Origin of the sequence: Clostridium sp. (assembly GCF_050717545.1) — a bacterium.
Taxonomy (GTDB): Bacteria; Bacillota; Clostridia; order Clostridiales; family Clostridiaceae; genus Clostridium_AD.
The window spans coordinates 131809-158527 of the sequence record NZ_JBOITN010000031.1 but is presented as its reverse complement, the minus strand read 5'-3'; the positions used below and the strand labels follow the sequence as shown (position 1 = coordinate 158527).

25 protein-coding genes and 3 pseudogenes are annotated in these 26719 nt (G+C 32.3%); 5 read left to right on the top strand and 23 right to left on the bottom strand.

Features of this window, described 5'->3' with window-relative positions:
• The 10 genes and pseudogenes from ACREVX_RS09400 to phnW all read right to left on the bottom strand — a co-directional run.
• Positions 1-972: pseudogene (locus ACREVX_RS09400) on the bottom strand (hypothetical protein); the annotation flags it as partial.
• A gap of 468 nt (positions 973-1440) precedes the next feature.
• Positions 1441-3516, bottom strand: a complete 2076-nt coding sequence (locus tag ACREVX_RS09395; protein WP_431543913.1) for an exosporium glycoprotein BclB-related protein — start codon at positions 3514-3516, stop codon at positions 1441-1443.
• A 185-nt stretch (positions 3517-3701) separates the two neighbouring features.
• A complete protein-coding gene (locus tag ACREVX_RS09390) occupies positions 3702-4610 on the bottom strand; it encodes a hypothetical protein (RefSeq protein WP_431543912.1) in 909 nt (302 codons plus the stop codon).
• 168 nt (positions 4611-4778) lie between these two features.
• Entirely contained in the window at positions 4779-5612 is an 834-nt protein-coding gene (locus ACREVX_RS09385; protein ID WP_431543911.1) for an undecaprenyl-diphosphate phosphatase, read from the bottom strand.
• 151 nt (positions 5613-5763) lie between these two features.
• Positions 5764-6351: an SdpI family protein gene (locus ACREVX_RS09380; RefSeq protein ID WP_431543926.1), complete on the bottom strand. Its 588-nt coding sequence runs from the start codon at positions 6349-6351 to the stop codon at positions 5764-5766.
• A gap of 71 nt (positions 6352-6422) precedes the next feature.
• A pseudogene (locus ACREVX_RS09375) lies at positions 6423-6770 on the bottom strand (NUDIX domain-containing protein); the annotation flags it as partial.
• A 9-nt stretch (positions 6771-6779) separates the two neighbouring features.
• Positions 6780-6854, bottom strand: a pseudogene (locus ACREVX_RS09370) (dCTP deaminase domain-containing protein); the annotation flags it as partial.
• 218 nt (positions 6855-7072) lie between these two features.
• The gene (locus ACREVX_RS09365; protein WP_431543910.1) at positions 7073-7420 is read right to left on the bottom strand and encodes a hypothetical protein; all 348 of its coding nucleotides are present in this window, start codon (positions 7418-7420) and stop codon (positions 7073-7075) included.
• 336 nt (positions 7421-7756) lie between these two features.
• Positions 7757-8560 (bottom strand): phosphonoacetaldehyde hydrolase, encoded by an 804-nt coding sequence (phnX, locus tag ACREVX_RS09360; RefSeq protein WP_431543909.1) that lies wholly within the window; start codon positions 8558-8560, stop codon positions 7757-7759.
• Positions 8557-9651, bottom strand: coding sequence for a 2-aminoethylphosphonate--pyruvate transaminase (gene phnW, locus ACREVX_RS09355; RefSeq protein WP_431543908.1), 1095 nt, complete (start codon positions 9649-9651; stop codon positions 8557-8559). Before phnW ends, phnX begins: the two co-directional genes overlap by 4 nt.
• 293 nt (positions 9652-9944) lie before the next feature.
• Between phnW and ACREVX_RS09350 the strand changes: the two genes are divergently transcribed.
• Complete coding sequence (locus ACREVX_RS09350; protein WP_431543907.1) at positions 9945-10715, top strand: DeoR/GlpR family DNA-binding transcription regulator; 771 nt, start codon at positions 9945-9947, stop codon at positions 10713-10715.
• A gap of 63 nt (positions 10716-10778) precedes the next feature.
• On the opposite strand, the gene ACREVX_RS09345 is transcribed toward ACREVX_RS09350, so the two are convergent.
• The 3 genes from ACREVX_RS09345 to ACREVX_RS09335 all read right to left on the bottom strand — a co-directional run bounded on the left by ACREVX_RS09345 (position 10779) and on the right by ACREVX_RS09335 (position 12809).
• Positions 10779-11321 (bottom strand): DUF7010 family protein, encoded by a 543-nt coding sequence (locus tag ACREVX_RS09345; RefSeq protein WP_431543906.1) that lies wholly within the window; start codon positions 11319-11321, stop codon positions 10779-10781.
• 96 nt (positions 11322-11417) lie between these two features.
• Entirely contained in the window at positions 11418-11939 is a 522-nt protein-coding gene (gene dcd, locus ACREVX_RS09340; protein WP_431543905.1) for a dCTP deaminase, read from the bottom strand.
• Between the two features lie 366 nt (positions 11940-12305).
• On the bottom strand, positions 12306-12809 hold the full coding sequence (locus ACREVX_RS09335) for a GNAT family N-acetyltransferase (RefSeq protein ID WP_431543904.1): 504 nt from the start codon (positions 12807-12809) through the stop codon (positions 12306-12308).
• 247 nt (positions 12810-13056) lie between these two features.
• On the opposite strand from ACREVX_RS09335, the gene ACREVX_RS09330 reads away from it, so the two are divergent.
• From ACREVX_RS09330 to ACREVX_RS09320, 3 genes are all read left to right on the top strand, one after another.
• Positions 13057-13506, top strand: coding sequence for a helix-turn-helix transcriptional regulator (locus ACREVX_RS09330; protein WP_431543903.1), 450 nt, complete (start codon positions 13057-13059; stop codon positions 13504-13506).
• Between the two features lie 59 nt (positions 13507-13565).
• Complete coding sequence (locus ACREVX_RS09325; RefSeq protein ID WP_431543902.1) at positions 13566-14246, top strand: hypothetical protein; 681 nt, start codon at positions 13566-13568, stop codon at positions 14244-14246.
• Positions 14247-14329: 83 nt separating this feature from the next.
• Positions 14330-14686 carry a hypothetical protein gene (locus tag ACREVX_RS09320; protein ID WP_431543901.1) on the top strand — a complete coding sequence of 119 codons (357 nt, stop codon included), beginning with the start codon at positions 14330-14332 and terminating at the stop codon, positions 14684-14686.
• A gap of 133 nt (positions 14687-14819) precedes the next feature.
• Here the strand turns inward: ACREVX_RS09320 and ACREVX_RS09315 are convergent, their stop codons facing one another.
• From ACREVX_RS09315 to ACREVX_RS09285, 7 genes are all read right to left on the bottom strand, one after another.
• Entirely contained in the window at positions 14820-15686 is an 867-nt protein-coding gene (locus ACREVX_RS09315) for a hypothetical protein (protein WP_431543900.1), read from the bottom strand.
• A gap of 282 nt (positions 15687-15968) precedes the next feature.
• Positions 15969-16970: a GGGtGRT protein gene (locus ACREVX_RS09310; RefSeq protein ID WP_431543899.1), complete on the bottom strand. Its 1002-nt coding sequence runs from the start codon at positions 16968-16970 to the stop codon at positions 15969-15971.
• Between the two features lie 28 nt (positions 16971-16998).
• Positions 16999-17691, bottom strand: a complete 693-nt coding sequence (locus ACREVX_RS09305; RefSeq protein WP_431543898.1) for an iron-sulfur cluster assembly scaffold protein — start codon at positions 17689-17691, stop codon at positions 16999-17001.
• Positions 17692-17970: 279 nt separating this feature from the next.
• Positions 17971-18804, bottom strand: a complete 834-nt coding sequence (locus ACREVX_RS09300; protein WP_431543897.1) for a deoxyribonuclease IV — start codon at positions 18802-18804, stop codon at positions 17971-17973.
• A gap of 67 nt (positions 18805-18871) precedes the next feature.
• Positions 18872-19948 carry a M24 family metallopeptidase gene (locus tag ACREVX_RS09295; RefSeq protein WP_431543896.1) on the bottom strand — a complete coding sequence of 359 codons (1077 nt, stop codon included), beginning with the start codon at positions 19946-19948 and terminating at the stop codon, positions 18872-18874.
• A 184-nt stretch (positions 19949-20132) separates the two neighbouring features.
• Entirely contained in the window at positions 20133-20540 is a 408-nt protein-coding gene (locus ACREVX_RS09290; protein WP_431543895.1) for a DUF6465 family protein, read from the bottom strand.
• A gap of 250 nt (positions 20541-20790) precedes the next feature.
• Positions 20791-20952 carry a YvrJ family protein gene (locus ACREVX_RS09285; RefSeq protein ID WP_431543894.1) on the bottom strand — a complete coding sequence of 54 codons (162 nt, stop codon included), beginning with the start codon at positions 20950-20952 and terminating at the stop codon, positions 20791-20793.
• A gap of 326 nt (positions 20953-21278) precedes the next feature.
• Here ACREVX_RS09285 and ACREVX_RS09280 point away from each other — a divergent pair, with 326 nt between their 5' ends.
• Positions 21279-21479: a ground-like protein gene (locus ACREVX_RS09280; protein WP_431543893.1), complete on the top strand. Its 201-nt coding sequence runs from the start codon at positions 21279-21281 to the stop codon at positions 21477-21479.
• A gap of 51 nt (positions 21480-21530) precedes the next feature.
• On the opposite strand, the gene ACREVX_RS09275 is transcribed toward ACREVX_RS09280, so the two are convergent.
• From ACREVX_RS09275 to recQ, 3 genes are all read right to left on the bottom strand, one after another.
• Positions 21531-23147, bottom strand: a complete 1617-nt coding sequence (locus ACREVX_RS09275; protein ID WP_431543892.1) for an ABC-F family ATP-binding cassette domain-containing protein — start codon at positions 23145-23147, stop codon at positions 21531-21533.
• A gap of 131 nt (positions 23148-23278) precedes the next feature.
• Entirely contained in the window at positions 23279-24463 is a 1185-nt protein-coding gene (locus ACREVX_RS09270; RefSeq protein ID WP_431543891.1) for a DEAD/DEAH box helicase, read from the bottom strand.
• Positions 24464-24478: 15 nt separating this feature from the next.
• Positions 24479-26644 (bottom strand): DNA helicase RecQ, encoded by a 2166-nt coding sequence (recQ, locus tag ACREVX_RS09265; protein ID WP_431543890.1) that lies wholly within the window; start codon positions 26642-26644, stop codon positions 24479-24481.
• Positions 26645-26719 lie beyond the last annotated feature (75 nt).

Genomic DNA, 26719 nt, shown 5'->3' with positions numbered 1-26719 from the left:
AGTTCCAGTTATTCCTGTATTTCCTGTTTCTCCAGTTGCTCCGGTTGCTCCAGTAACACCAGTAGCTCCGGTTTCACCTGTAGTTCCAGTTGCTCCCGTGTCTCCGGCTGCTCCAGTTACACCAGTTGATCCGGTGTCTCCAGTTGCACCAGTAGTTCCCGTTACTCCCGTCACTCCAGTTGATCCTGTATCCCCTACTCCAGTAGTTCCGGTATCACCTGTTACTCCTGTAAATCCAGTTGCACCAGTAGTTCCCGTTACTCCCGTTGCTCCAGTAGTTCCGGTTTCTCCTGTTACTCCAGTAACACCAGTAGCTCCGGTTTCACCTGTAGTTCCAGTTGCTCCCGTGTCTCCGGCTGCTCCAGTTGCACCAGTTACTCCAGTACTTCCGGTTACACCTGTTGCTCCTGTAAATCCAGTAACACCAGTTGATCCGTTGTCTCCAGTTGCACCAGTAGTTCCCGTTGTTCCAGTGACCCCAGTTGTACCAGTATTTCCTGTTGGTCCGGTTGCGCCAGTAGATCCTGTAGCTCCAGTTGCACCTGTAGTTGCAGCTGTACTGTCTGTTTCTTGTATCTCACCTAATACTAAAAATGCTGTAATTGGTACTAAAGAAGAGTAAAACACGCTATTTGAAGTTGTATTAATTAACCTTAATGCTATTGGCGCAGAGTCAACTTGTATAATAGCAAACCCGACAACTTCATTCTGCTTAATAGGTGAAGATCCTATCAAGTTATCTCCTTGAGATGATTGAATTGAAAAAGTTATATTATTTGGTCCTATAGCTGACTGAGTCGCTACCCACCAATTAATAAAATATCTTCCTGCTTTATTTATTACTATTTCACCAGTTAATGAGTTATAAACTATAGCTCCATAACTATTTACCTGCGTATTAAATATTACATTTGAATTTATATTTATTGTTCCAGCTGTTGTTCTTTGTAATTGAAGACCTATTGTGTCCACATTATATCTCTCCTTTTTGCAATGAATCTTACCATTGCTAATCCATAATATGATGTTGGTTCAAAATATGTCATTAAAGATTATAAAATGTAAGTATACAAATAAAATACCTTTCAAAAAATAATTAATATCATAACCTATATTAAATACGTTTAGTCCATAAATATTTATCAAGCTATAAATTTTATAAAGTTACTATTAGATTTTAATAATAATTTACAAGGTAATAAAAGTTACATTAACAATTGGGCTCGCTGTACTTAGATATGTATGATTTAATAAATATATTTATTAAATAAAATACCCTTAGTTTTAGGCATATTATCCTAAAATTAAGGGTAGTTTTTCGTTTTCCATATTAAATTCATATGAAATTTCTTTTACTAAAGTGATGATTTAAAATACTATTTATCCAATTATCTATACATATTTTATTTAGATTACATGACCGTTATTATTATTCTATCTTTATACTAATGAAACACCCGCACTAGCATATCCAGTTACATTATTAATAAGTGACAAACCTACAGCGGTTGTAGAGAATACCATTAACAATCGTGTTTGTTCAGTAACAGGTATTGAAAGCCCAGTAGTAATTCCGTTACTACTGCTTCCTAACGCAACAGCTCCTGTAAGAGCTGGGGCTAAGGTTGCTATCGCCCCTGCTATCGGTGTGAAAAGATTATCTGGTGTAGTTGAACTATACAATTGTGCGGTAATAGTTACTGTAGAGTCTGTTAATGCTAGTGGAGTTACATTACTATAGTAAGCTGCTATCGATGTTATAATTCCATCTCTCGGAACAGAAAATGCAAAATTAAGGAGTACTGCTGCACCACCTGTAAGGTCTATGGTTCCGCCTAAAAGCGAAACGCCTGAAACAGAACTTCCGAAACCAACAACTCCACCAGTACCCACTAATCCACCTGCAATTGTTGTCATATCAATCGAATTTCCTGATGCAAATGGTATAATAGAACCTAATCCAGTATCACCTGTAGTTCCTGTTACTCCGGTGGCTCCAGTTTCTCCAGTTACACCAGTTACTCCAGTACTTCCGGTTACACCTGTTGCTCCGGTGGCTCCAGTATCTCCTGTTACTCCAGTAACACCAGTTAATCCTGTTGCACCTGTAATTCCAGTAGCTCCTGTAGAACCTGTAGTTCCGGTAGCTCCGGTATCACCTGTAGTTCCAGTTATTCCTGTATTTCCAGTTGCCCCAGTTGCTCCAGTAACACCAGTTTCTCCTGTTACTCCAGTATTTCCGGTTGCACCTGTTTCTCCTGTAAACCCAGTAACACCAGTTGATCCGGTGTCTCCAGTTGCACCAGTAGTTCCCGTTACTCCCGTTGCTCCAGTATCTCCTGTAGAACCTGTAGTTCCAGTTGTTCCGGTAGCTCCCGTGTCTCCGATTGCTCCAGTTACACCAGTTACACCAGTTAATCCTGTTACCCCAGTTTCTCCTGTTACTCCAGTAACGCCAGTTAATCCTGTTGCACCTGTTGCCCCAGTATCACCTGTAGTTCCAGTAACACCTGTTGCTCCAGCATCTCCTGTTGCCCCAGTTGCTCCGGTTAACCCAGTAACTCCAGTAGTTCCGGTTTCACCTGTAGTTCCAGTTATTCCTGTATTTCCAGTTGCTCCGGTTGCTCCAGTAACACCAGTTTCTCCTGTTACTCCAGTATTTCCGGTTGCACCTGTTTCTCCTGTAAACCCAGTAACACCAGTTGATCCGGTGTCTCCAGTTGCACCAGTAGTTCCCGTTACTCCCGTTGCTCCAGTATCTCCTGTAGAACCTGTAGTTCCAGTTGCTCCGGTAGCTCCCGTGTCTCCGATTGCTCCAGTTACACCAGTTTCTCCTGTTACTCCAGTAACGCCAGTTAATCCTGTTGCACCTGTTGCTCCTATTGGGCCTGTTGCCCCAGTATCACCTGTAGTTCCAGTAACACCTGTTGCTCCAGTATCTCCTGTTGCCCCAGTTGCTCCGGTTAACCCAGTAACTCCAGTTTCACCAGTAGTTCCGGTTTCACCTGTAGTTCCAGTTACACCAGTTGCTCCCGTTGCTCCGGTTGCTCCTGTTGGACCGGTTGCTCCTGTTGGACCGGTTGCACCTGTAATTGCAGTTGTATTGTCTATTTCTTGTATCTCACCTAATACTAAAAAAGCTGTAGTTGGTACTAAAGAAGAATAAAACACGCTAGCTGGAGTTGTATTAACTAACCTTAATGCTATTGGCGCTGAATCAACTTGTATAAGTGCATAACCAACAACTTCATTCTTCTTAATAGGTGAAGTTCCTATCAAGTTATCTCCTTGAGATGATTGAATTGAAAAAGTTATATTATTGTGTCCTATAGCTGACTGAGTGGCTACCCACCAATTAATAAAATATCTTCCTACTTTATTTATTACTATTTCACCAGTTAATGAGTTATAAACTATAGCTCCATAACTATTTACTTGCGTATTAAATATTACATTAGAATTTATATTTACTGTTCCAGCTGTTGTTCTTTCTAATTGAAGACCTATTGTATCCACATTATATCTCTCCTTTTAGCAATGAATCTTATCATTGCTAATTCATAATATGATGTTGGTTCAAAATATGTCATTAAATATTTCAAACTATAAATTCTACAAAATTACTATTGGATTTTAATAATAAATTTACAGGTAATAAAAATTTGATGGAATAATATAAACATATTATTCCATCAAATAAATTAAAATGCTACATTAATAATTGTTAAATCTGCTAGAATTGGAGTTAAACCATAACCGATTGTACCATCAGTTGCATTTATAAGTTGTAATATTACTGGGAATCCCGGACTTGCTATAACTGAAATTAATGCATTTCCACTAATTTGTCCTGTTAGGGATTCGTTTGAAGCTCTTATATCATCACCAGCTGAGGTAATAATGGACATTGTAATAGCTGTATCTGTTCCACCACCAAAACCATTTACTGATACCCACCAATTGATATAAAATACACCATCTTGCGTAATTGTTATCTCGCCAGTTATATTATTATAGGAAATAAATGCTGATAAATCATTTATGACTGTATCAAATACCACAGTGTCACCAGCCGCAATAGATATTATCCCTTGGTCTTGTAGCTGAACTTGCAATCCTCTTATCTGAGTCGAAAAACCTGGTACACCAGTAGCTCCAGTTACTCCTGTTACTCCTGTGGCTCCAGTAATACCAGTAGCTCCGGTTACTCCTCCTGTTGCTCCACCGGTTGCTCCGGTTACTCCTGTTGCTCCTGTGGCTCCAGTAATGCCAGTAGCTCCGGTTACTCCTCCTGTTGCTCCACCGGTTGCTCCAGTTACTCCTGTTGCTCCAGTTGTTCCAGTTGTTCCAGTTGCTCCAGTTGCTCCAGTATGGCACCCCCTACAGCAATGTCTATCACAATCATGACAATCATCACAATCATGACAATCATCACAATCATGACAATAATGACAATCATGATTGTCATTACAATGATTACAATGATGTTTTTTACATTTTTTTAAATCATTGTCATTACTATAATAGTTATTCGATTTACTATTATCAACCTCATTCCTGTGCCAATAAGAATATTTTTCACCATCTACATTATAGATTTCATTATACATAAATTAACCTCCTAGTAGCTTACTCTTTATAAACTACTAGTATATGTTATTCAGATAAAAATATATTGATACAGTTGAAGAACATTTATAAGAAAAGGTGCTTTTATAACACAACCTTAACGTATATTTGCTTTCTTCTATTGTTCTTTATATTCAATATAAATGCTACTACGAGACCCTAACAAAAGTGCCAAGCTGAATTAATAATAGCAAACCTATGCCTAAAACAATTCTATAAATAGCGAAAACTTTCATAGGTTTTCGCTTTAGATATGAAACAAACTTTTCAACTACTACCATTGCAACTAAAAATGCCACAATAAATCCAATAACTAAAGTAATAGTTTCTCCACCAGTAAAATTCATACCGCTTTTAATCAAAGTTAAGGTTGTAGCTCCAAGCATTGTTGGCAACGCAAGGAAAAATGAAAACTCAGTTGCAGCAACTGTAGAAACGCCACAAACCCATCCCCCCATTATAGTTGATGCAGATCTTGACATACCTGGCCATAGAGCAAGACATTGAAAAAATCCTATCTTAAATGATTGTTTAACATTTATTTTCTCTATACTTTTTGTCGTACTCTTATTCCTAAATTCATTTTCTATAATAATCATAAGAACTCCGCCAACTATTAAACCTACTGCTACAGTTCCTGAATTAAAAAGGTATTCATCTATTTTATCATTTAGAAGAAAACCAAAAACTGCTGCTGGAATGAATGCAACGATAATATTAGTCCAAAATTTAACACCTGATGGCTTAGCATGAAAAAACTCCACAACGGAAGTCCATATTTTGTTCCAATATAAAACTATAATTGCAAGAACAGCTCCTAATTGAATGACTACCTCAAAACTAGTTGCAAAACCACCTTTAAAGTTTATAACATCTCCAACAATAATCATATGTCCAGTAGAGGAAATAGGAATAAATTCTGTTATCCCTTCTACTATAGCTATTATTATAGCTTTTAATACTAATATAATGTTTAAATCCATCTAATTACACCCCTTTAAATATCTCGTGTAGGACATGCTACACTGATTGATATTCATATTATATATGTATAATATTAAAAACAGATTAAATCATCTCCTTCGGAGCTGAAATATTATAATGTATTTTATTTTATACCGCTATTAATCTTTACTAATTAACAATTTTTTGATAAATAATATATGAATATGCAGTGGGTACAATTACAATTACTGCAATAATAATTATGAAAGCCATTCCATTAAAATTCAATCCCGTAACAGCTAATAATACATTTAGAATACCTCCTATAACCCATACTGGGCCAGCTATCCTATGAGTTTTTCTCCATACCTGTTCATTCGCTAGGGTCCAAGGAGTTTTTATTCCTACAAAATAATTAGGCTTAAATCTACCCATAACATTTCCTAATAAAATGAATAACAATGAAATTGATACTTGTATGAGGACTGGCGTGTTATCTACAACTCCTGTAGCTATTAGAAGTGTTGTCATTTCCAGTCCAAGAAAAAATATAATCAATAAATACTTTAAATATTGATAAGTTGACTGGAAGCTTTCATAATTTTTTCTTTTAGGATCTATATACGGAAGTGCAAGAAATAATAAATAAATCGCTAAATTCACCAACGGAATAGCAAAAGTTCCAAGAAATTTACTACCATACCCATCTATTTGCCCTTGTGAATTCCAATGTATAGGTACTCTACTTGGTAGCGACGAATAAAAAAACATCCCAATTATAAATCCTAGTTACCTCTATCTCTTAATCCCACATATGTACATAAATAATAATATTACTCCCTTAAGGATTATTTCAAAGCATTACTTAATTGTTTAGCTCTTTTAATTAGCTTATTATACAAATAAACGTCATGTATATCAAAGTAACTATCATTAAATTTATCCAATTCAAACCACCTAACCCCACTATTCTCATCCTCATTTACTATCAATTTTTCTTCCTCACTCGCAATAAGGATATAAGCTATTGAAAGATGAAGATGTCCACTAACATATTTACCTTTTTTCATATGCCCGTATACAGGTAGAATATCAATAGCTATAATACTTTCTGTAAGCGGCGTTACTTCAATTATACCGATTTCTTCTTTCGCTTCTTTAATAGCAACTTTCAATAAATCTGCGTCTCCGTCTGCATGACCACCAGTCCAAGACCCATGAAATCCAACATCCCCAAACCCTGCTGTTACACGAATAAATAGCCCCACTCTACCAATAGAAATAATGATTGTTATGAAGTTCATTCCGAAATTCGTCTTGAGGATTGGCACGATAATTGTTGTGACTATAAATATCATCTTAATTCGCATTATTATGATTGGTGCGATGATTAGTATCAAAATGAAAATTAGTTATTAAAAAGTACCTATAGGGTTGGACCATTCATTCCTCAACTCTATAGGTACTTTTATATCTTTATTATCCTTCTAGTAGTTACTTAATCGTTTGACTCACATGGATATATATAATTTGCTCCACAACGAACATCTAATTCATCAAGATCTTCAATATCGTCTGGAAGCACAAACACTAGTTTTCGTGTAATCATACCACATCGATCATTACCACATTTATCTTCTTTACATACTTTTGTAGTGAAACCCCTAAAAGCAAGTATTCTGTGACAATTATCATATATAATGCATGCAACACATACTTTTTTACCAAAGCATACGTTATTTACTTGTATTCTTACAGTCAATAATTTAGCACCGTGTTTTTCCATATCTATTGGGTCTGCATTAATATTACTGCATAACTCACATGAACAATTATCTTTACCCATTTAACAAAACTCCTTTTTATATATAAATTAAGAATACGACAATACGTACTAATACTGATTGGGTCATTTGTAATTCTATAGTTACATATATCACTACAATATATATTGAACATGAGATTTATATATTGATATATGTTCTCCTAAATCAGATTAATATATTAAAATGCCTTTATTATAAATTTATAATTAGTTTGATTAATGGATCTGTACATAATACAGAAAATATACATTTCACAATAGCAATATATGCAACTATAAATAATTATGTGAATAAAAACTGCATGTATAACTGTCCATGAATAGAAATTTACTTATGAACACTAACTATCACTTCATCTAATTTCTACCCTCTATTATTAAATCATTAATTTTAACTATTAATTCTGGCAATTCCATCATTGTCTTTATTGTGAAATCAGCTCCTGCTTCTAAAAATGCTAGATTTGTTTTTTTTATAGCCTCATCTCTCTCATTTTCAGATAAACTCTCATATTCCTCATAACTTAATCCCATCTGAGAACTTCCAACAATAACTCCTACTGACCAAACCCCAGCATTTACGCCTTCTTTTATATCCGATTTTGTATCACCAACTTTTATTACCTTCCATGTTGCAGAAAGTTTTAAAGCCTCAATATTTCTATATATCATATACGGATATGGTCTTCCATAAGAATTTGTAGAATCTGGAGTAATCCAAAAATCTGGTTCATAACCATTTTTTCTAGAATTTTCTAAAACTACTTGGAGCATTTTATCAGTATACCCCGTAGTCGAGCCTATTTTTATACCATTACTTCTCAACAATTTAATAATTTTACAAACATCTGGTAATGGCTTAGAAAATATAGAAAGTGAGCTAATAAGTAATGATTCAAAACTCGAATATAAACCATCTACATCTTTTTCTTCAAAGTTTTTACCATATTTTTCTCTCCAAAGATTATTTATCCGTTTCATTTTAAGCATAGTTTTAATATGCTCTCTTTTTAACATGCCCATTGGTTCTCTTACCTCATCCAGTGTTACTTCAATACCTTTCTCTTTAAAAATTTTCAAGAATACATTCACAGGTGCAAAACATCCAAAATCTACAGTGGTTCCTGCCCAATCAAAAATTACTCCTTCAATTTTATTCATAATTTTTCTCCCCTCATGTACTCCTGTATTATTAAACAAAGTTTTTTTATATCTTCCTTATAAATTTCTCCAATGTTACCAATTCTAAAAGTATCTATATCTGTTAATTTACCTGGGTATAAAACATACCCTCTTTTCTTTACGAAAGTATAAAAGTCATTAAAATTAAATTTTTGATTTGGAAAAAGAAATGTAGTTATAATTGGAGATTGAAGTTCTTCTTTTATATAAACATCAAACCCTATATCCGTTAATTTAGTTCTTAATAAATAATTATTTTCTTTATATCTGTTATTTCTAACTATTACCCCTCCTTCCTCAATTAATTCGTCGATTGCCTTTGAGAAAGCAGCAACCACATGAGTAGGTGAAGTAAATCTCCATTTTCCATCCTTATCCATACATTCCCATTGATCATACAAATCTAAACATAAGCTTTTAGAATTTCCTGAGCATTTAAGAAGACTCTCTATTTTAGCAATTATAAAACAAAACCCTGGTACTCCTTGGATGCACTTATTTGCACTACTGATTAGATAATCAATTCCTAATTCTTGAACATTAATTGGTATTCCTCCAAAACTGCTCATTGCGTCAATAATTAATACTTTCCCATACTGCTTAGATATTTCTGCAAGTTTTTCAACTGGATTAAGTATACCTGTGGTTGTTTCACAATGTACCATAACTAAGTGCGTTATTTCTAAATCCTTACCAAGAATATTTTTTATCTCGCTCACATCAAAAACCTTATCATATTGCGTATAATAACAAACATATTTAATACCTATCTTATTAGCTATTTTTATAATTCGCTCACCATAAGCTCCATTAGATATTATGAGTAGTTTATCATTTTTACTAATAGTGGAGTTTAAAACGGACTCAACTCCAAAACTACCACTTCCTTGCATCAAAACAGATGTATACACGTCCGTTGAAACTTCTGCAATTTCAAGCACTTGCTTTCTAATTTTCTGTGTAATTGCTTTATATTCATCATCCCATGTGCAACGATCAAAGAGCATTTCCTCTTTAACAGAATTAGATGTTGTTAAGGGGCCTGGTGTTAAAAGTTTATATATATTCATATATTTCATCTCCATTTTCTATTATTTTGCTGAATCAAAGAAATCTTGATGTTTTTGTAATAGTTCTACTTGGAAATCCACCTTCGCTATTTCATTACTTCTTAAGTATAAAGGATTGTTTGTTAATTTATATTATGTTCTTGTTAATTGTGCGTAAATACTTACAATGTGTTTAATATATTTAGGCAATGTAATTACAATATTTATTGCAAGTTTGACAATAAAATGTTGAATATCATCACAATTAATGATAATATTAGTATATTAACTATAAATTAAGTGAGGTAAATTATATGTTACCAATTGAAAGACAAAAAAAATATTTAGCCTTATTATCTAATAAAGATGTAATTGCTATCACAACTTTCATGACTGAATTCGATGTATCTATTGAAACAGTAAGAAGAGACTTATCTATTTTAGAAAAACAAGATAAAATCGAGAAAGTTTACGGTGGTGCAAAACTAAAGAGATCAATTTTAAGTGAACCTTCAATAGAAGAAAGAATGGTAAATAATCTGAAAGAAAAAGATTGGATAGGTAAAAAGTGTAGCGAATTTATTAATGATGGTGACTGCATATTTATTGATAGTGGCTCAACCACATATCATATTACAAAACATATCAGGAATAAAAAAAATCTAACTATCATAACTAATTCTATCGCAGTAGTTAATGAATTAATTAATACTAACTTTGAAATAATCATAATTGGAGGAAAGATAAGACATGAAGAACGCTCCATTGTCACCTTTGACTATATTTTCAACTTCTCACAATTGAATATACAAAAAAGTTTTCTTTGTGCTGGAGGCATAACTGTTGAAAATGGTATTTCAGATTTTAATATGCAAGAAGCAGTTACTAGAAAAAAAATAATTGAAAGATCAAAAGAAATTTATGTTGCTGCTGATAGCAGTAAATTGGGACGAGATGTAATTATAAGTATCGCACCATTAAATAAAATTAATTATATTATTACAGACTTTCTTTTAGATAAAAGCGTTGCACAAATTTTCAAGGAATCTAAAACAACATTAATACTAGCAAGTGCTTCAGAATAATAAAAACAACAACTAATTAGTTGTTGTTTTTATTATCTTTCATCGAGTAACTACAAAATATGGTCATGATTGTTTGATTAATGACTTATTTTCAAACATTAACCACATACAGAATATAATTTCAAATATAACCATAACTATTGAAACCACGACTGCATTAAACATAATCCCAATAATAAGAGCGGTAAAAGAAATAAGTACAGACATTACTGAATAAGCTTTTGATTTATATAACCATCCAAAAGGCAATAAGTGTGCACCAAATATAATTGCCAAAACCATTACCATTTTATTTGGTACTGTAGGATATACCCACATAGCAATTAATAGATATAAAAATTGATTAGCGGAAAATAAAATACCTAATTTATTTAAAGGATTATCTTTTGGTGAAAACTCTGCTTTTATTATCTTTGAAATCGTATATGCTAACGGTGGAAGCGGTGCTGTCACACAGAATGTCAGTAAATTTTTAGTTATAATATTTTCTATTGGCAATAACCATATAACCAGTACAACACACCAAATAATTACAGAAGCAATAATAAAATGTAGTCCCTTTTTACCTTGTTTTGCAATATCAATTCTTAATTCATCTAAATTCATATCTTTTTCCCCCATTCAAAATATAAATAATTTTGCTAATAATAATATTGAGATTAAAACCCCAAAATTGTATCAAACATCTTTATATATTTTTATTTAACGTTCAAAATCTTTATATAATAAACTTGGCTGTACCCCCTGATTATTTTGATATTTACCACTGCGATATTCATCATATTCACCTTCAATACAATGATAATATATTTGGCATATTTCAACTCCTGAATAGATTTTTATTGGTTGAACGCAGAATATTTCTAAGGTCCAAAAGCCATGAAAACCAACATCTCCAAACCCTGCCGTTACATGAATAAATAGCCCCAATCTACCAATAGATGACCTGCCCTCGAGCATTGGAACATAATTCTCTGTCCCTGTAAATTCTACTGTTCTTCCAAGGTATAGTTTTCCTGTTTCCAAAACTAATCCCTCATCTGGTATAAAAATTTTTTTAACTTTATTCTCTTTTTTCATATCTAAAATTGGTTCATCATAGACAAGTAGTTCATTATGCAACCTCAAATTGTAACTATTCGGATTAAGTTGTTTTTCATTAAAAGGCTCTATTACAATCTCTTTGCCTAACTTTTTCTTTATCTCTTTTCCTGAAAGAATCATATATTATACCGCCTCATTTCTATAGTTTTTATTTTCTTTAATATATTTATATTATCATAATCCAGTACCTTTGTGTAGTTCGTTCTCCGTCTGGAACTTCATTTTCTAATACATCACAACTAGAAATAATTGTTTTACACCATGAATACATTTAAGATAAATTTCCCAATCTTCACGGTATCTACATAACTTTGAATTATAATATCAATATAAACCGTTTAGGAGGTGTTGTAATAGATTGTCCAACTTTAGTTCAGTGCATTCATGAATGTATTGCACATCTATTATCTTTTTAGAAATATCTACTCCAACATATTGTGATAGGTTTCTATCTTTAAGAATAGAATAAAGTATACCCGTATCTTTTTATAGTCTTTTCTCAAATACAATTCTTTTACTTTGATCATCTAAATAAATTATGCCACAATATTTAAAATCATTTTTTGAAAGCATCTTCTGCATAGATATATTTTCTTTATGTGTGTCTACTCTAATACTGCGTATGCCCCTATCTAAACAAAGTCTCTCAATATTTTTAATAATTATAGTTGATAGCCCTCTTCCTTTATAATTTATGTCAACAGCTATTCTATGAATAACTGCATATTTATCATTGCTAATCCAATTACCATCACATATAAATTCATAGTTTTTTTCTCCATCAAAAGTAACTACCACAGTACCAACCAAATTATTATCTTCAAGCAACACATATCCATTTTTATTGTTAATATCACTCATTACTGTTTCAAAGTTAGGGTAATTATCCTGCCATTGATTTATTTCACGTTCCCTAAAATAATCTTGAGCCTGATTAATGATATTCATTATACTATTAGCATCTGCTGCAACTGCTTTTTTGAATTCCATCCCACATTTTCTCCTCACTAAATAAATAATTTATGTTTTGTAATTTTCATACGATATTTATTTTAAATACCATTCACTCTCATAATTATATACCATTTGTTCCAATTAAGCTCCATATCCACAAGTCACTTTATATCTAATATTTACAAATCTATTTTTTTGGTGTATAATTACACTATAAGAATAGATTTATACTTATTATGTAACGTACGACAAGTATAATAATCAACTGAAAGGTGATGCATTTATGACTAGGCTAGAGTTTATAAAGAAAGTGGATGAAAAAGTAAGGCTTATAAGAACTGAAAAAGGATATACACAAGATAAAATGTCAGAAACACTTGGGATTTCTAAAAAAACACTTGTACAAGTCGAAAAGGAAAGAAGTAGTTTGGGTTGGGCGGTCGCAATTGCAGTATGTGTTATTTTTAGGGATAGCGAAATATTAGAATTAACTTTTGGTGGAGATATTGAAGATATTATTCTTTCATTATCATTCCCCAATAATGAGAGAAAATATATCCCAACACTTGGAGGTAGAATTTGGTGGCAGGACGTACAAACGAAAAATAGTTTTACAGTACAACAAAACATGATATCAAAACATTACAGAATATTGGCTAAGAATCATAGAAGAGTATGTTTTTCTTTTGATCTTGAATATATAAACACAAGACTCAAAGAACTTACCAGTTAATATTTGTTTTCGAACTATTATGCACAAATGCTCTATTAAATATAGGCGGTGAAGTTAATATGAAAAATAATTTATTGCTTTTAGTAAGTATAGCTCTATTTATTTATTGCTTTTGGGGTTTAATAGGGTTTAACAATAAAGATATCATTACAAAATTGGAAGGTCAGATTTATTATACCAAAAGGGTAGATTCAGTACTAACCTTATACAAATCGAACGCAAATTTGGAAAATGAAAAACTCGTATATAGCCACTTGGGAAAAGGTAAAAACCAGTATGGAACTAACGATAATATTATTGATTTTTACTATGATATAAAAAGCGATAGTATAAATTTTGTTGCAATGAATGAAGACTGGCAGCTATATAGTCTTGAAAAAGGAACAATAAACGAATATAGCTCCTCTAATATAAGTAAAACTGATTATATTAATAATCATGCCGGAAGCATTACTGCTATTCAAAAAAAAGGTTCGATTTTTTTAGTGGAAAACGGTAAAGAAAAATGCGTTAAAAAGTTTTATGGTATATATGATAAATTTACAGGATACTCACCTGTGGGTTTTTCACCCGATGGCAAATATCTTATATATTACTCAATGGGGCACCTAACTTCTGTTGGGTCTATATTAGAGGGTATGATTACCGGTTCTTGTGGTCATAACTGGATAATGGATTTAGATACGGGGAAAAGCGCGCGATTTGTAGATAGTAATAATACTCAATGGATTATGAAATAAAATTAAAACTCCATATAGTTTAATAAGGACATAATTGTATTATTTGTACTGATCATAGAGTTTTATTTGGAGGAGGAGTAACAATGAAAAATATTAATTCACAAAAAAGAATTTCGATAATGTGTTATGGTTTTTCTGCACTAGTTTTTTTCGCAATTGGTCTTCAGGGAATATTTCTTGCCGCTGGCGACGAAATAGGCTATTGTGTGCTTGATTTTTACATTATAATGCCATTAACTTCTTTAATTGCTTCACTTATCATTAGTATGAAAAATGGTTATCTGTTTTGGTTTTATCCCATATTTTTTGGTCTTTTGGGCATAATGATTCCGTTTTTAGTGTTTAGAACATTTGATGGTATAGATTTATTTTTCGCTTTTTTTCCTGCGTTGATTGGACTTATAATTGGCTTAATTATCAGATTTAAAATAAAAAAATAATCCCTTGTTATGTAAAAATTTATTGGATTGTCTATTTATATTATCTCCCTTCTAATATTATATAATTATATCATTCACCTCTCTTAAATTCTCATAGATTGCTGCAATAAACTTATTAAATTAAGTAAAAGAGTTAAGCTCTTGTGAAATACCTCCCTAAAAAATTACGACAAACACCCATTAGAGATGTATCAAATATATATACTCTCGATGTAGCAGAAGCCGTTGCCATAGGAGTATTTATTACTCTACCAACTAAAAATTTACCATATCCAATGTGACAAATTCCCTCTCCTTCATCCAGTGTATCAATTTTATATGTTTTAATATAATTACCTTGAAAATCATAAATTTGAATTGCTATATCATAGTAAATGTAAACATAATTTTTATAAACCTCGATACTTTGGTAATTCATACCTAAATTAGGAACGTTAAAAAATGATTGTGAAACCATATTTTCATCGCATATACGAATATTAGAATTATCATAAAAAACAAATTGATTATGTAACGTTGAGTAAGCAATTCCATAAACTATCGGCTTATAAGTATATTGAAATTCACGTTTAAATGTCATAGTTGTATAATCATATACAGATATATAATTCCTTGCACGTGGGTCAGTATTGGTTGATATAAATATTTCTTTAGTATTGGGGTTGTATGTCATATCTGAGCAATGATAAAGATTTAAATTATCATAATTTGTTATTAATTTTTTAGTTTTTCTATTCCATTTCCTTAACGTGCATAATCCTTCTGTTCCAGAATATAATTTGTATCCTGAAATAATAACGTCATCTTCAGGAATATAAATTAATGACTGCATTGACTGATTGCCATATAAAGCTGGTATAAATCCATCAGCTGTTTTATTATTCATCGGTACTATTTTGGTATTAATGGGTGCTTTCTTTACAGTAGAATTGTAACCATAAAATAGCATAATAGATAGACTACATATAATAAATATTGAAGTAATTTTTGCATTTTTCATATCACACCATCCTAAGATTATTTATTTTCTACTTGATTTATCTTTAGGATAATGCAATGAAAATATACTATTCAAACTCTTCATAATTTATTTCTTTTCTTACTAAAAATCCCATTATTAATTAATATTACTCTTTGGTATTAAAAATAAAAGCCCAGTACTTAGCCGATAAAAGCTAATTACTGGGCTTGTCCATCATCTATTTTACCCGAACTTTATTATGAGTTTGGGGAACTTTATTATAAGATGGCGAACTTTATTATTATGGTACAACATTAAATTTTATTTGTTCATTGCTTCTTCTACTGCAACCGCAACTGCAACAGAAGCTCCAACCATAGGATTGTTACCCATTCCTATAAGTCCCATCATTTCAACATGAGCTGGAACTGATGAAGACCCTGCGAATTGTGCATCTGAATGCATTCTTCCCATAGTATCTGTCATTCCGTATGAAGCAGGACCTGCTCCCATATTATCTGGGTGTAAAGTTCTTCCTGTACCACCACCTGATGCTACTGAAAAGTATTTCTTGCCTTGTTCTTGGCATTCTTTCTTATAAGTACCAGCAACTGGATGTTGGAATCTTGTAGGATTTGTAGAATTTCCTGTAATTGAAACATCTACTCCCTCAGAATGCAATATTGCAACGCCTTCACGTACATCATCTGCTCCGTAACATCTTACTTTAGATCTTTCTCCATCAGAATAAGCTGTTTTTTTAACTACTGTTAATTTACTAGTATAGTAATCAAATTTAGTTTGAACATAAGTAAAACCATTAATTCTTGAAATTATATAAGCAGCATCTTTTCCAAGGCCGTTTAATATTACTTCTAGAGGCACTTTTCTTACTTTGTTTGCTGCTCTTGCAAGACCAATTGCGCCTTCAGCAGCAGCAAATGATTCATGTCCAGCTAAAAATGCGAAACATTTAGTTTCTTCGCGCAGTAGCATAGCTGCTAAGTTACCATGTCCGACTCCAACTTTTCTGTCATCTGCAACAGAACCTGGTATACAAAATGATTGAAGTCCTTCTCCTATATATACTGCCGCATCTGCTGCCTTAGTGCATCCATTTTTAATTGCAATAGCTGCTCCAACTGCATATGCCCAACAAGCATTTTCAAATGCTATAGGTTGAATTCCTTTTACTATTTCAAAAGTATCAATACCTTTTTCTTCACATATAGTTCTTGCTTCTTCTAGTGAATTTATTCCGTGTTTCTTTAAAACAGGTAATATTTGTTCTATTCTTCTTTCATAACTTTCAAATAAAGCCATTTAATTATTCCTCCTTTTTATATTATTATTATTTTTGTCTAGGGTCGATTACTGTTATTGCTTCTGCAAATCTACCATAAGTTCCAGTAGCTTTTTCCATAGCTTCATTAGCATCCATACCTTTTTTAACCATGTCCATCATTTTTCCTAATTGAACAAATTTATAACCTATTATCTCGTTGTTTTTATCAAGAGCAATATTAGATACATAACCTTCAGCCATTTCTAAATATCTTGGTCCCTTAGCAAGTGATCCGTACATTGTTCCGACTTGACTTCTAAGACCTTTTCCTAAATCCTCAAGTCCAGCGCCGATAGGTAGTCCACCTTCTGAGAATGCAGTTTGAGTTCTTCCGTATACTATTTGAAGGAATAACTCTCTCATAGCTGTGTTTATTGCATCACAAACTAAATCTGTGTTTAATGCTTCCAATATAGTTTTTCCTGGAAGTATTTCTGAAGCCATTGCAGCTGAATGAGTACTACCTGAGCAACCAATTACCTCAACTAATGCTTCTTGTATTATTCCCTCTTTTACATTAAGTGTAAGCTTACATGCACCTTGTTGAGGAGCACACCAACCAATTCCGTGTGTTAAACCTGAGATATCTTTAATTTCTTTACTTTGTACCCATTTTCCTTCTTCAGGAATTGGTGCTGAACCATGATTAGGTCCTTTAGCAACACAAATCATTTCTGAAACTTCTGTTGTATAATTCATAATATTATCTCCTTTCTTATGTAGATTGTAATTTAACCTTCTTTATAGTTAGTGGGTACTAAAAAATCCCACTGGGTCAACAATTGAAATACGTCTTCAACCCTATTTTATCAAACATCCGCTAACTTATCAATAGAATTATACTCTAAAAATTAATAGCTTTTGTAAAAATTAATAATAAACATTACATATTGATGCGTTTTTGTTATACTATTCATAAAACTCTACAAACTAAATACACAATAAATAGTAGCCATGAGATATTCTCATGGCTACTATTTATTCTACGTAAACTTCTCTTAGCATCTTAATTTCCTTTGCATGCCCCTCAAGTTCATTTGGAGTTTCTAAATAAAACGGCAAGTGACGTAGTTTGGGGTGATTTATAACCTTGCTAATGACTTCTAGTCCAATAGAACCTTCACCGATTGTTTCATGTCGATCTTTATGACTTTCAAATGGGTTTTTGCTATCATTTAAGTGAATAGCATATAACTTATCAAGGCCAATAATTCTATCAAACTCATCTATAACTCCATCTAAATCATTAACGATATCATAACCGGCATCATATATATGACAAGTATCAAGACATACACCCATTTTGCCCTGAAGCGTAACTCCGTCAAGTATTTGTTTTAACTCTTCAAAAGTTCTACCTACTTCTGTTCCCTTACCAGACATGGTTTCAAGAAGCACTGTGGTAGTTTGTTCAGGCTTTAGTATAAGGTTTAACATATTTATAATATATTCTATGCCCACTTCTGCTCCTTGTTTTACATGACTACCTGGATGGAAGTTATAAAAGCTATTAGGAAAATTCTCCATTCTTTTTAAATCATCTTCCATTATTATCACTGCAAATTCTCTTGTTTTTGCATCAGCTGAACATGCATTTAGTGTATATGGCGCATGTGCTAGTATTGTGGCAAATTTGTTTTCTTTTAATATTTCAAGTAGTGACTCTACATCACTTGGATCAATTTCTTTTGCTTTACTACCTCTAGGATTACGGGTAAAAAACTGGAATGTATTTGCTCCTATGCTAAGAGCATCTTCTCCCATAGCTTTATATCCTTTTGATACTGACAAATGACAACCTATATTTAACATAAACATCCTCCAATAAAAAATCCTATTCTAATTACATATATAACACTTTCGATCTTAATGTATTACCCTATTCTACTATAATTAAGTCTTTTGTATAATGGTTTAACACTTCACAACCATCCTTTGTAACTATTACTAGGTCTTCTATGCGAACTCCTACATCACCTGGAAGGTAGATGCCTGGTTCAATGGAGAAAATTTGACCTACCTGAACCTTATCAGTATTAGCTGATGAAACATCACCAAAATCATGGCATTCAATTCCTATGGAATGACCTAATCTATGAGTAAAATATTTTCCATAGCCTTTATCTGTAATATAGTTCCTAGCTGCGGCATCAATATCACAGAATCTAACTCCCGCTTTAACTTTCTCAATTCCTCTTTTATTTGCTTCTTTTACAATTTCGTAAACTTCTTTACTATGATCTGATACACTTTTGTAAAAAACAGTCCTAGTCATGTCAGAACAGTATGAATCTTTTTTGCATCCAATATCAATAACTATACTGTCCCCTTCTTTTACTGTTGAGTTATCCAGTTCATGATGTGGGTCAGCAGCATTTGCGCCATAACCAACAATCGGATCAAATGAATGTCCTTGTGCTCCCACATTTTCCCATATATCCCCAAGCAGTTTCCCCATTTCCTTTTCAGTATGTTTTTTAGGGATAAGTTTTATCATTTTATCCATTGCAGTATCATTTAGCGTCGACGCTATCCTCATTAATTCTTTTTCATCCTCATCCTTACACATTCGTACTCTGTCAAGAATTTCAGACCCATTAACAAAAGAACTTCCACCTTTTAGTCTCATTAGTTTTATTAAGAAATGAGCTGGCCAGTTCTTATCTATGCCCATTGGCTTATCTTTATCAATATTATTTGCAAGTATTTCTACTGGACTTTGAGTATCGTTAAACCATATTTTTTCTACCCCTAAATCCTCACTTATTGGAAATAACTCATTAATAAACAGTTTGTTATGTCCATCTAAATTAATGTAAAGTGCTATCATTCTCTCACCTGACGAAATCCATTTCCCCGTAAGATAGAATATAGCAGCGCTATCAGAGATAATCATTTGGGGCGTTTTCTTCTCTTCCATTATCTTTAGAACTTTGTTAAGTCTTCCCTCTAACATTAAAAATCCCCTCCTAAAATATTGTGAACTTATAATATAGTTACTTATCACACTGTATTATGTTCTTTTCTTCATCAATTTATCATAAAAGTTTAACAATGTACACTATTTTTAAGCTATTACTATAATTAATCTATGGCAAATAAAAAAAGGCCATAAGCCTTAATTTTTTTATTGAATTATATTAGTCCAATTTAATATCTACTTTAATATCTCCATTCACCAAACAATACGCAGTATTCTCTTCAACCTTTAGATATACGTCTAATGTTTTAAGCTCTGATATTTTATGAATTTTTACCCATTCTTCATAAACTTTTTCTAGTATTGTTCCTTTGGAAACCTCCCTGCCTTTGTATTGAATGTAAAACCCAACATCAACTCTCTTAGCTATCGTTTTTTTAGCCACTGTTTTTTTTGCTTTAGTTGCAACCTTAGTAGTTTTTGATTTAACGTTTTTAGCGATATCTTTCACCGCGTTAATAGTTTTTCCAACATTTTCTTTTGTAGCATCAGATACCAATGATATTGCTTCTTCTGTTTCTTCACTTTTTACTTCTTTATCAGAAGTTAAAGTATTATCTTTTTCCATGTCATTTCCCCCCGATTATAATATTTTTTATGTTTCTTACGTTTTTTATGATTTTTATTATATATAATATCATAAAATCCTTTATTTATAAATTTTTTTGTTCTTTTATTATGTATCTCATCATACCACAAAATTCAATAGATTACTATTTTTTGTTATTAAATACATAATTATACTGATTTATCCTAATGAAACTATTCTTTTTCTATAATTATTCCTATAAAAAGATAAGGATACCAAATTGGTACCCTTATTTTTCATATTTTCCTATAACAGTGGATAAAACCGTTGCTAAATAAGAAATAGATTTATTGAGCTCTTCAATTTTCTTTTCAAATTTAACCAGCAGAAATATACTCACACCTATAGGGAAGCCAACTGTGCTAACCAGTTTAACAAGTGCATCATACATTTGCACTACCTCCCTCACCATTACATTTAATATATATGACTTTTATAATTATTAAACTTAAGTTTTTAAATATATTTTTTAATATTATATCATAAAACTTACGATTTAATATTCACACTTAATATAACACCGAATATATTATACTACAGATACTACTTAATTGAGCTTATTCTTTATAAAATGCAATATTTCCTTAGTTATTGCATTCTTATATCAATCCGTCTCCTCTACTTAAGCAAAGATATATAATTTCGTGCTAAAGTAGCTTTCTAAATTACTTTAGTATAATTATAAATTTTTGCTTATAAAATAAGGAGGTTATTTATATGAGTCATAGACATAAAGATTGTTGTTGTTGTGAACCTGTCTGTAAACCCACTTGCGGTTGTGGTAATAATAACTGTGGAGGCGGCTTTGGAGGCGGTTTTGGAGGCGGAAGTGGTATCTTGATACTTTTATTACTATTAGGTGTTGGTGGTATTGGTGGACGTGGGCGTGGCTGCGGAGGCGGCTTTGGCTTATTTTAGTTAATTAATAAATGAGGCGCTTCTAATAGTATTATTAGAGGCACCTCGTTTTTATTTATACATAAGATCTAATTCTTTTTGAATTTCTTCATTTTCTATAAATTCTTCATAACCCATTTGTTTATCCATTATACCCTTAGGTGTAATTTCTATTATTCTATTTGCAACTGTCGCAATTAGCTGAGAGTCATGAGATGTTAATAACATTGTTCCTGTATAGCTAGTTAACCCATTGTTTAAAGCTGTAATAGACTCTAAATCTAAATGATTAGTAGGCTCATCAAAAATTAATACGTTAGCATTGCTAAGCATCATTTTAGAAAGCATACATCTAACTTTTTCTCCACCAGACAATACGCTAGCTTTTTTAAGAGCTTCTTCTCCTGAGAAAAGCATTCTGCCTAAAAAACCTCTAATGAAGCTTTCAGCCTTGTCATCTGAATATTGACGAAGCCAATCAACTAAGCTACAATCCACACCGTAAAAATAATCTGTGTTATCTTTTGGAAGGTAAGCTTTGGAAGTAGTAACTCCCCATTTAACGTCACCGCTATCTGGCTCCATTTCACCCATTACTATTTTAAACAATGTGGTTTTAGCAATTTCATTTGCACCTGTGAAAGCAATCTTATCTCCCTTAGTAACTATAAATGTTAAATCATCAATAATTTTCACTCCATCAATAGTTTTATTTAAGTTTTGAACTGTCAACAAATCATTTCCAGCTTCTCTTTCTGGCTTAAATCCGACAAATGGATATTTACGAGAAGAAGGTTTTATATCATCTAAAGTCAATTTATCTAATTGCTTTTTACGAGAAGTAGCCTGTTTTGCTTTTGAAGCATTAGAGCTAAATCTAGCGATAAAGTTTTGAAGTTCAGCAATTTTCTCTTCTTTTTTCTTATTTTGATCCTTAGCCATTTGAAGGGCCAGCTGACTAGACTCATACCAAAAATCATAATTTCCAACAAACAGTTGAATTTTACTAAAATCTATATCTGCAACATGAGTACATATTTTATTTAAAAAATGTCTATCATGGGAAACAACTATAACAGTCGACTCAAAATTGAGCAAGAAACTTTCAAGCCAATTTTTAGATTTTATATCCAAGTTGTTTGTAGGTTCATCTAGTAACAAGATGTCAGGTTTTCCAAATAAAGTTTGAGCAAGAAGAACCTTCACTTTTTCAGATCCTGTTAATTCCTTCATTTTTTTGTTTTGAAGCTCTTCATTTATTCTAAGGCCCATGAGCAGTGTGGAAGCTTCTGATTCCGCTTCCCAACCATTAAGTTCTGCAAACTCACCCTCTAGTACTGAAGTTCTCATTCCATCTGCATCTGTAAAATCTGCTTTTGCGTATAATTCATCTTTTTCTTTCATTATTTCAAACAGTCTTATATGACCCATCATTACTGTTTCAAGAACTTGATGTTCATCAAATTCAAAATGATCTTGCTTAAGTACTGCAAGTCTTTCTCCTGGAGTTATAAAAACGTCTCCATTGTTTGGTTCAATTTCACCTGATAATATTTTAAGAAATGTTGATTTACCAGCACCATTTGCGCCAATTAATCCATAACAATTACCGGGCATAAACTTTATATTAACATTATCAAATAATTTTCGAGCTCCATATCTTAAACTTACATTGTTTGAACTTATCATATAATTTTAAATACCTCCATATAATTTTAATACCTCTATTACAATTTTAAACCTGTATATATTAAGTGATTTCATCTAGCGGAAACCACTCATCCATTATACCATACTGAATGTAGCTAGGCTAATGTAATTTATTTTTCCTTGTTTGCTTTTCTTTTTTCAAATGGTGGTATATCTTTGTGTGGCGAAATCATTCCTCTTGCAATATCCATTTGTAATATTTCTATATTAAAATCTCTTTCATAACTTTTAATAAGATCGAGTTCTCTCTCTACTGCTATAGATAAAGCAAGGCCTCGTCTACCCATTCTTGCTGTTCTACCAACTCTATGTAAATAATCCTTAGAATTTTCTGGTATATCTAGGTTAAATATATGTGTTACTCCTGCTATATCAAGCCCTCTAGCTGCTAAATCTGAAGCAACTAAAAGTTGAATTTTACCAACATTAAAATCTTCCATAGCTTTTTTTCTATTAACTTTATCAGATGTCCCATGAATACCCTCTACCTTGAGTCCATGATAACTAAGTTTTGAAGTTGTAATTTCTACCTCATCACTTCTGTTTATGAATATTATCGCTTTTTCTGGCTGAGTAGCACTTATAAGTTTTCTAAGGAGAACAAGTTTATCTCTTTGCTCAGTTACAAAATAGATGTGTTCTATATTAGGGTTAATAACGCTTTTATCTAAAGCTTTAATAATTTCTGGGTCCTTCATCAAAGTTTTAGCAGTTTCTACAACATTAAGTGAAATCGTAGCTGAAAATATCATAATTTGTCTATCACGAAGAGTAGTTTTTATTATTGCCTTTACTCCCTCTATGTTATCCTCATCAATCATTCTGTCGCCTTCATCTATTACTATAGTTTTTACACCATGTGATTTTAGTTTCTTCATAGTAATAAGTTCTAAAATCCTTCCTACAGATCCTACTACTATATGTGGTTTTTCCTTAAGTGACTCGAGTTGCCTTTTAATATTAACATTACCTATTATGCTAGTAGACTTTACGTTGCTACCGGAGTTCTCTGATAATAATTCTATCTGCTTATGTATTTGCATAGCAAGTTCATGAGTAGGCGCAAGTATGATTGCTTGAACATCCTTAGATGTTACGTCTATTTTTTGAAATATAGGTAGTAGATAAGCTAACGTTTTGCCTGTACCGGTTTCTGATTCTCCTATAATGTCTGAGCCCGCAAGTCCCATTGGTATAGCTTTTACTTGAATTTCTGTAGGGCACTCAATTCCTTGTTTAAGAAGACCTTCTATAAGGTTTTCTTGTAATCCTAGTTCATTAAATAATTTATTCATATGTTCTCCTTTTTTCTAAGAAATCTTGTTATTTGCATATTTAAAGATTGTTGCTTTTATTGCTAGATAATCTATTTCTTCTGGTAACGCTTCTTTAATAGGTTTAAGTTTTGTTGCTCCAATTTTTTCTATAACCTCAATAATAAGTGCTTCATGATGTTTTGGAATAAAATCATCTAAATTAACATCAAAACCCTCCGCAGCGCATTTAAATATATGTTCTTGTACTGTGAGACTTTTAAGTTTTCTCTCGTTAATTATTTCTGCTATGCTTTTACCTTCTTTATACATATTATAAGTAATAACATAGCTAGGCACCTTATCCCCATTTTTAGAATCTTGCGCGACTGCAACTTCCATTTTACCATCATCTTTATTATATAGTATTTCATCCTTAACTTCTATATTGTTTTCTTGCATATATTTTTTTATAACTGATATGAATTCCTCTCCATACTTTTTAAGCTTAGATTCCCCAACTCCTTTGATATTAAGCATCTCTTTCTCATTCACCGGGAAATATTCACTCATCTCTCTTAATGCGCTATCTGCAAACACAATATATGGCGGAACTTTTTCTCTCTCAGAGATTTCTTTTCTAAGCTCTCTAAGTATTTCAAACAATCCAGTATCTCGAACAACCTTAGCTTTCTTTTTCTCAATTTTTTGATATACTTTTTCTTGGTTTTTGAGCACTGCAACAGCTTTCTCTTTCAAATGGACAACTGGAAATTGGCCATCTGCTAGTGACAAATATTCTTCTGCTGTAAGCACGTTTATAAGGTCTCTTATTTCTTTAACAGTATATTGTTTTATTATTCCATATGTTGATAACTTATCAAATCCAAGCTCCAAAACTTTTTTATTTTTAGATCCCCTAAGCACGTCCGCAATTAAAGACGTACCATATCTCTCCTTCATCCTAAAGATACAAGAAAATATCTTTTGCGCTTCAATAGTTATATCTACAAGTTCACTATCATCATTGCAGCTGCTGCAATTGTCACACTTATCTACAACATTCTCTTCGCCAAAATATTGTAGAATAAATTGTCGCAGACATCTAGTTGTATGCGCGTAATCAACCATAGCCTGAAGCTTTTTATATTCATTTACCTTTCTTTGCGAATTGGTGCCAGTTTGCTCAATGAAAAACTTTTGAAGCAAAACGTCTGCCGCTGAAAATAACAATATACATTCACTAGGCTCACCATCACGGCCTGCACGTCCTGCCTCTTGATAATATGCTTCCATACTTTTGGTTAAATTATAATGAATTACATATCTAACATTTGATTTATCTATACCCATTCCAAAGGCATTTGTAGCTATAATAATATTTATATCATCATACAAAAACTTTTCCTGATTTTGTTTTCGCGCATCATCATTAAGTCCCGCATGGTATCTACCAACATTGTATCCTTTTTTATGTAGAAGTTCGTAAAGATTGTTTGTTTCTTTTCTTGTAGCTGTATAAATTATCCCTACTTTATCTTTATTATCTTGAATATATTTCAAAACAAAATCTCTTTTGTTTTCTCCACGAATAACAGCAAAGTTTAAATTTTCTCTATTAAAACCAGTTACATAAACATCCGGCTCTCTTAATTTTAACAGCTTTATAACGTCAGTTCTTACTTCTTGAGTTGCCGTAGCTGTAAATGCTGCTATAATCGGTCTTTCATGTAATTTATCTATTAAAGTAGATATTGCAGCATAACTAGGTCTAAAATCATGTCCCCATTGAGATACACAATGAGCTTCGTCCACTGCTAAAAGCGATATTGTTAATCTATTTAGCATATTACAAAAAAAGTCTGATTCTAGCCTTTCTGGGGCAACATAAAGAAGCTTAAACTCGCCAGACGCCACTTTATCTATTCTATCATTAACTTCATTAATACTAAGTGAGCTGTTTATATATGTTGCAGCTATTCCTATACTATTTAATGTATCTACTTGATCCTTCATAAGTGATATAAGCGGTGATATTACAAGTGTTACCCCTTCGAGCATTAGCGCAGGTATCTGATAGCACACAGATTTTCCAGCACCCGTAGGCATTACAGCAAAAGTATCATTTCCACTTATAATACTCTCTATTACATTTTCTTGTCCTTTTCTAAAATCATCATATCCATAATACTTCTTTAACTTTTCTTGTGCTTCACGCAACATATACTTCTTCCTCTCATCCGTAATAATTTCTTACAATAGTATAACATTATTTTAAAATATTTGTAGCAATATGAA

What these genes read in the sequence shown, in the direction of transcription:
- ACREVX_RS09390 (WP_431543912.1), bottom strand. Translation starts at nt 4,610, where the DNA reads ATGTATAATGAAATCTATAATGTAGATGGTGAAAAATATTCTTATTGG.
- ACREVX_RS09385 (WP_431543911.1), bottom strand. Translation starts at nt 5,612, where the DNA reads ATGGATTTAAACATTATATTAGTATTAAAAGCTATAATAATAGCTATA.
- ACREVX_RS09365 (WP_431543910.1), bottom strand. Translation starts at nt 7,420, where the DNA reads ATGGGTAAAGATAATTGTTCATGTGAGTTATGCAGTAATATTAATGCA.
- phnX (WP_431543909.1), bottom strand. Translation starts at nt 8,560, where the DNA reads ATGAATAAAATTGAAGGAGTAATTTTTGATTGGGCAGGAACCACTGTA.
- phnW (WP_431543908.1), bottom strand. Translation starts at nt 9,651, where the DNA reads ATGAATATATATAAACTTTTAACACCAGGCCCCTTAACAACATCTAAT.
- ACREVX_RS09350 (WP_431543907.1), top strand. Translation starts at nt 9,945, where the DNA reads ATGTTACCAATTGAAAGACAAAAAAAATATTTAGCCTTATTATCTAAT.
- ACREVX_RS09345 (WP_431543906.1), bottom strand. Translation starts at nt 11,321, where the DNA reads ATGAATTTAGATGAATTAAGAATTGATATTGCAAAACAAGGTAAAAAG.
- dcd (WP_431543905.1), bottom strand. Translation starts at nt 11,939, where the DNA reads ATGATTCTTTCAGGAAAAGAGATAAAGAAAAAGTTAGGCAAAGAGATT.
- ACREVX_RS09335 (WP_431543904.1), bottom strand. Translation starts at nt 12,809, where the DNA reads ATGGAATTCAAAAAAGCAGTTGCAGCAGATGCTAATAGTATAATGAAT.
- ACREVX_RS09330 (WP_431543903.1), top strand. Translation starts at nt 13,057, where the DNA reads ATGACTAGGCTAGAGTTTATAAAGAAAGTGGATGAAAAAGTAAGGCTT.
- ACREVX_RS09325 (WP_431543902.1), top strand. Translation starts at nt 13,566, where the DNA reads ATGAAAAATAATTTATTGCTTTTAGTAAGTATAGCTCTATTTATTTAT.
- ACREVX_RS09320 (WP_431543901.1), top strand. Translation starts at nt 14,330, where the DNA reads ATGAAAAATATTAATTCACAAAAAAGAATTTCGATAATGTGTTATGGT.
- ACREVX_RS09315 (WP_431543900.1), bottom strand. Translation starts at nt 15,686, where the DNA reads ATGAAAAATGCAAAAATTACTTCAATATTTATTATATGTAGTCTATCT.
- ACREVX_RS09310 (WP_431543899.1), bottom strand. Translation starts at nt 16,970, where the DNA reads ATGGCTTTATTTGAAAGTTATGAAAGAAGAATAGAACAAATATTACCT.
- ACREVX_RS09305 (WP_431543898.1), bottom strand. Translation starts at nt 17,691, where the DNA reads ATGAATTATACAACAGAAGTTTCAGAAATGATTTGTGTTGCTAAAGGA.
- ACREVX_RS09300 (WP_431543897.1), bottom strand. Translation starts at nt 18,804, where the DNA reads ATGTTAAATATAGGTTGTCATTTGTCAGTATCAAAAGGATATAAAGCT.
- ACREVX_RS09295 (WP_431543896.1), bottom strand. Translation starts at nt 19,948, where the DNA reads ATGTTAGAGGGAAGACTTAACAAAGTTCTAAAGATAATGGAAGAGAAG.
- ACREVX_RS09290 (WP_431543895.1), bottom strand. Translation starts at nt 20,540, where the DNA reads ATGGAAAAAGATAATACTTTAACTTCTGATAAAGAAGTAAAAAGTGAA.
- ACREVX_RS09285 (WP_431543894.1), bottom strand. Translation starts at nt 20,952, where the DNA reads ATGTATGATGCACTTGTTAAACTGGTTAGCACAGTTGGCTTCCCTATA.
- ACREVX_RS09280 (WP_431543893.1), top strand. Translation starts at nt 21,279, where the DNA reads ATGAGTCATAGACATAAAGATTGTTGTTGTTGTGAACCTGTCTGTAAA.
- ACREVX_RS09275 (WP_431543892.1), bottom strand. Translation starts at nt 23,147, where the DNA reads ATGATAAGTTCAAACAATGTAAGTTTAAGATATGGAGCTCGAAAATTA.
- ACREVX_RS09270 (WP_431543891.1), bottom strand. Translation starts at nt 24,463, where the DNA reads ATGAATAAATTATTTAATGAACTAGGATTACAAGAAAACCTTATAGAA.
- recQ (WP_431543890.1), bottom strand. Translation starts at nt 26,644, where the DNA reads ATGTTGCGTGAAGCACAAGAAAAGTTAAAGAAGTATTATGGATATGAT.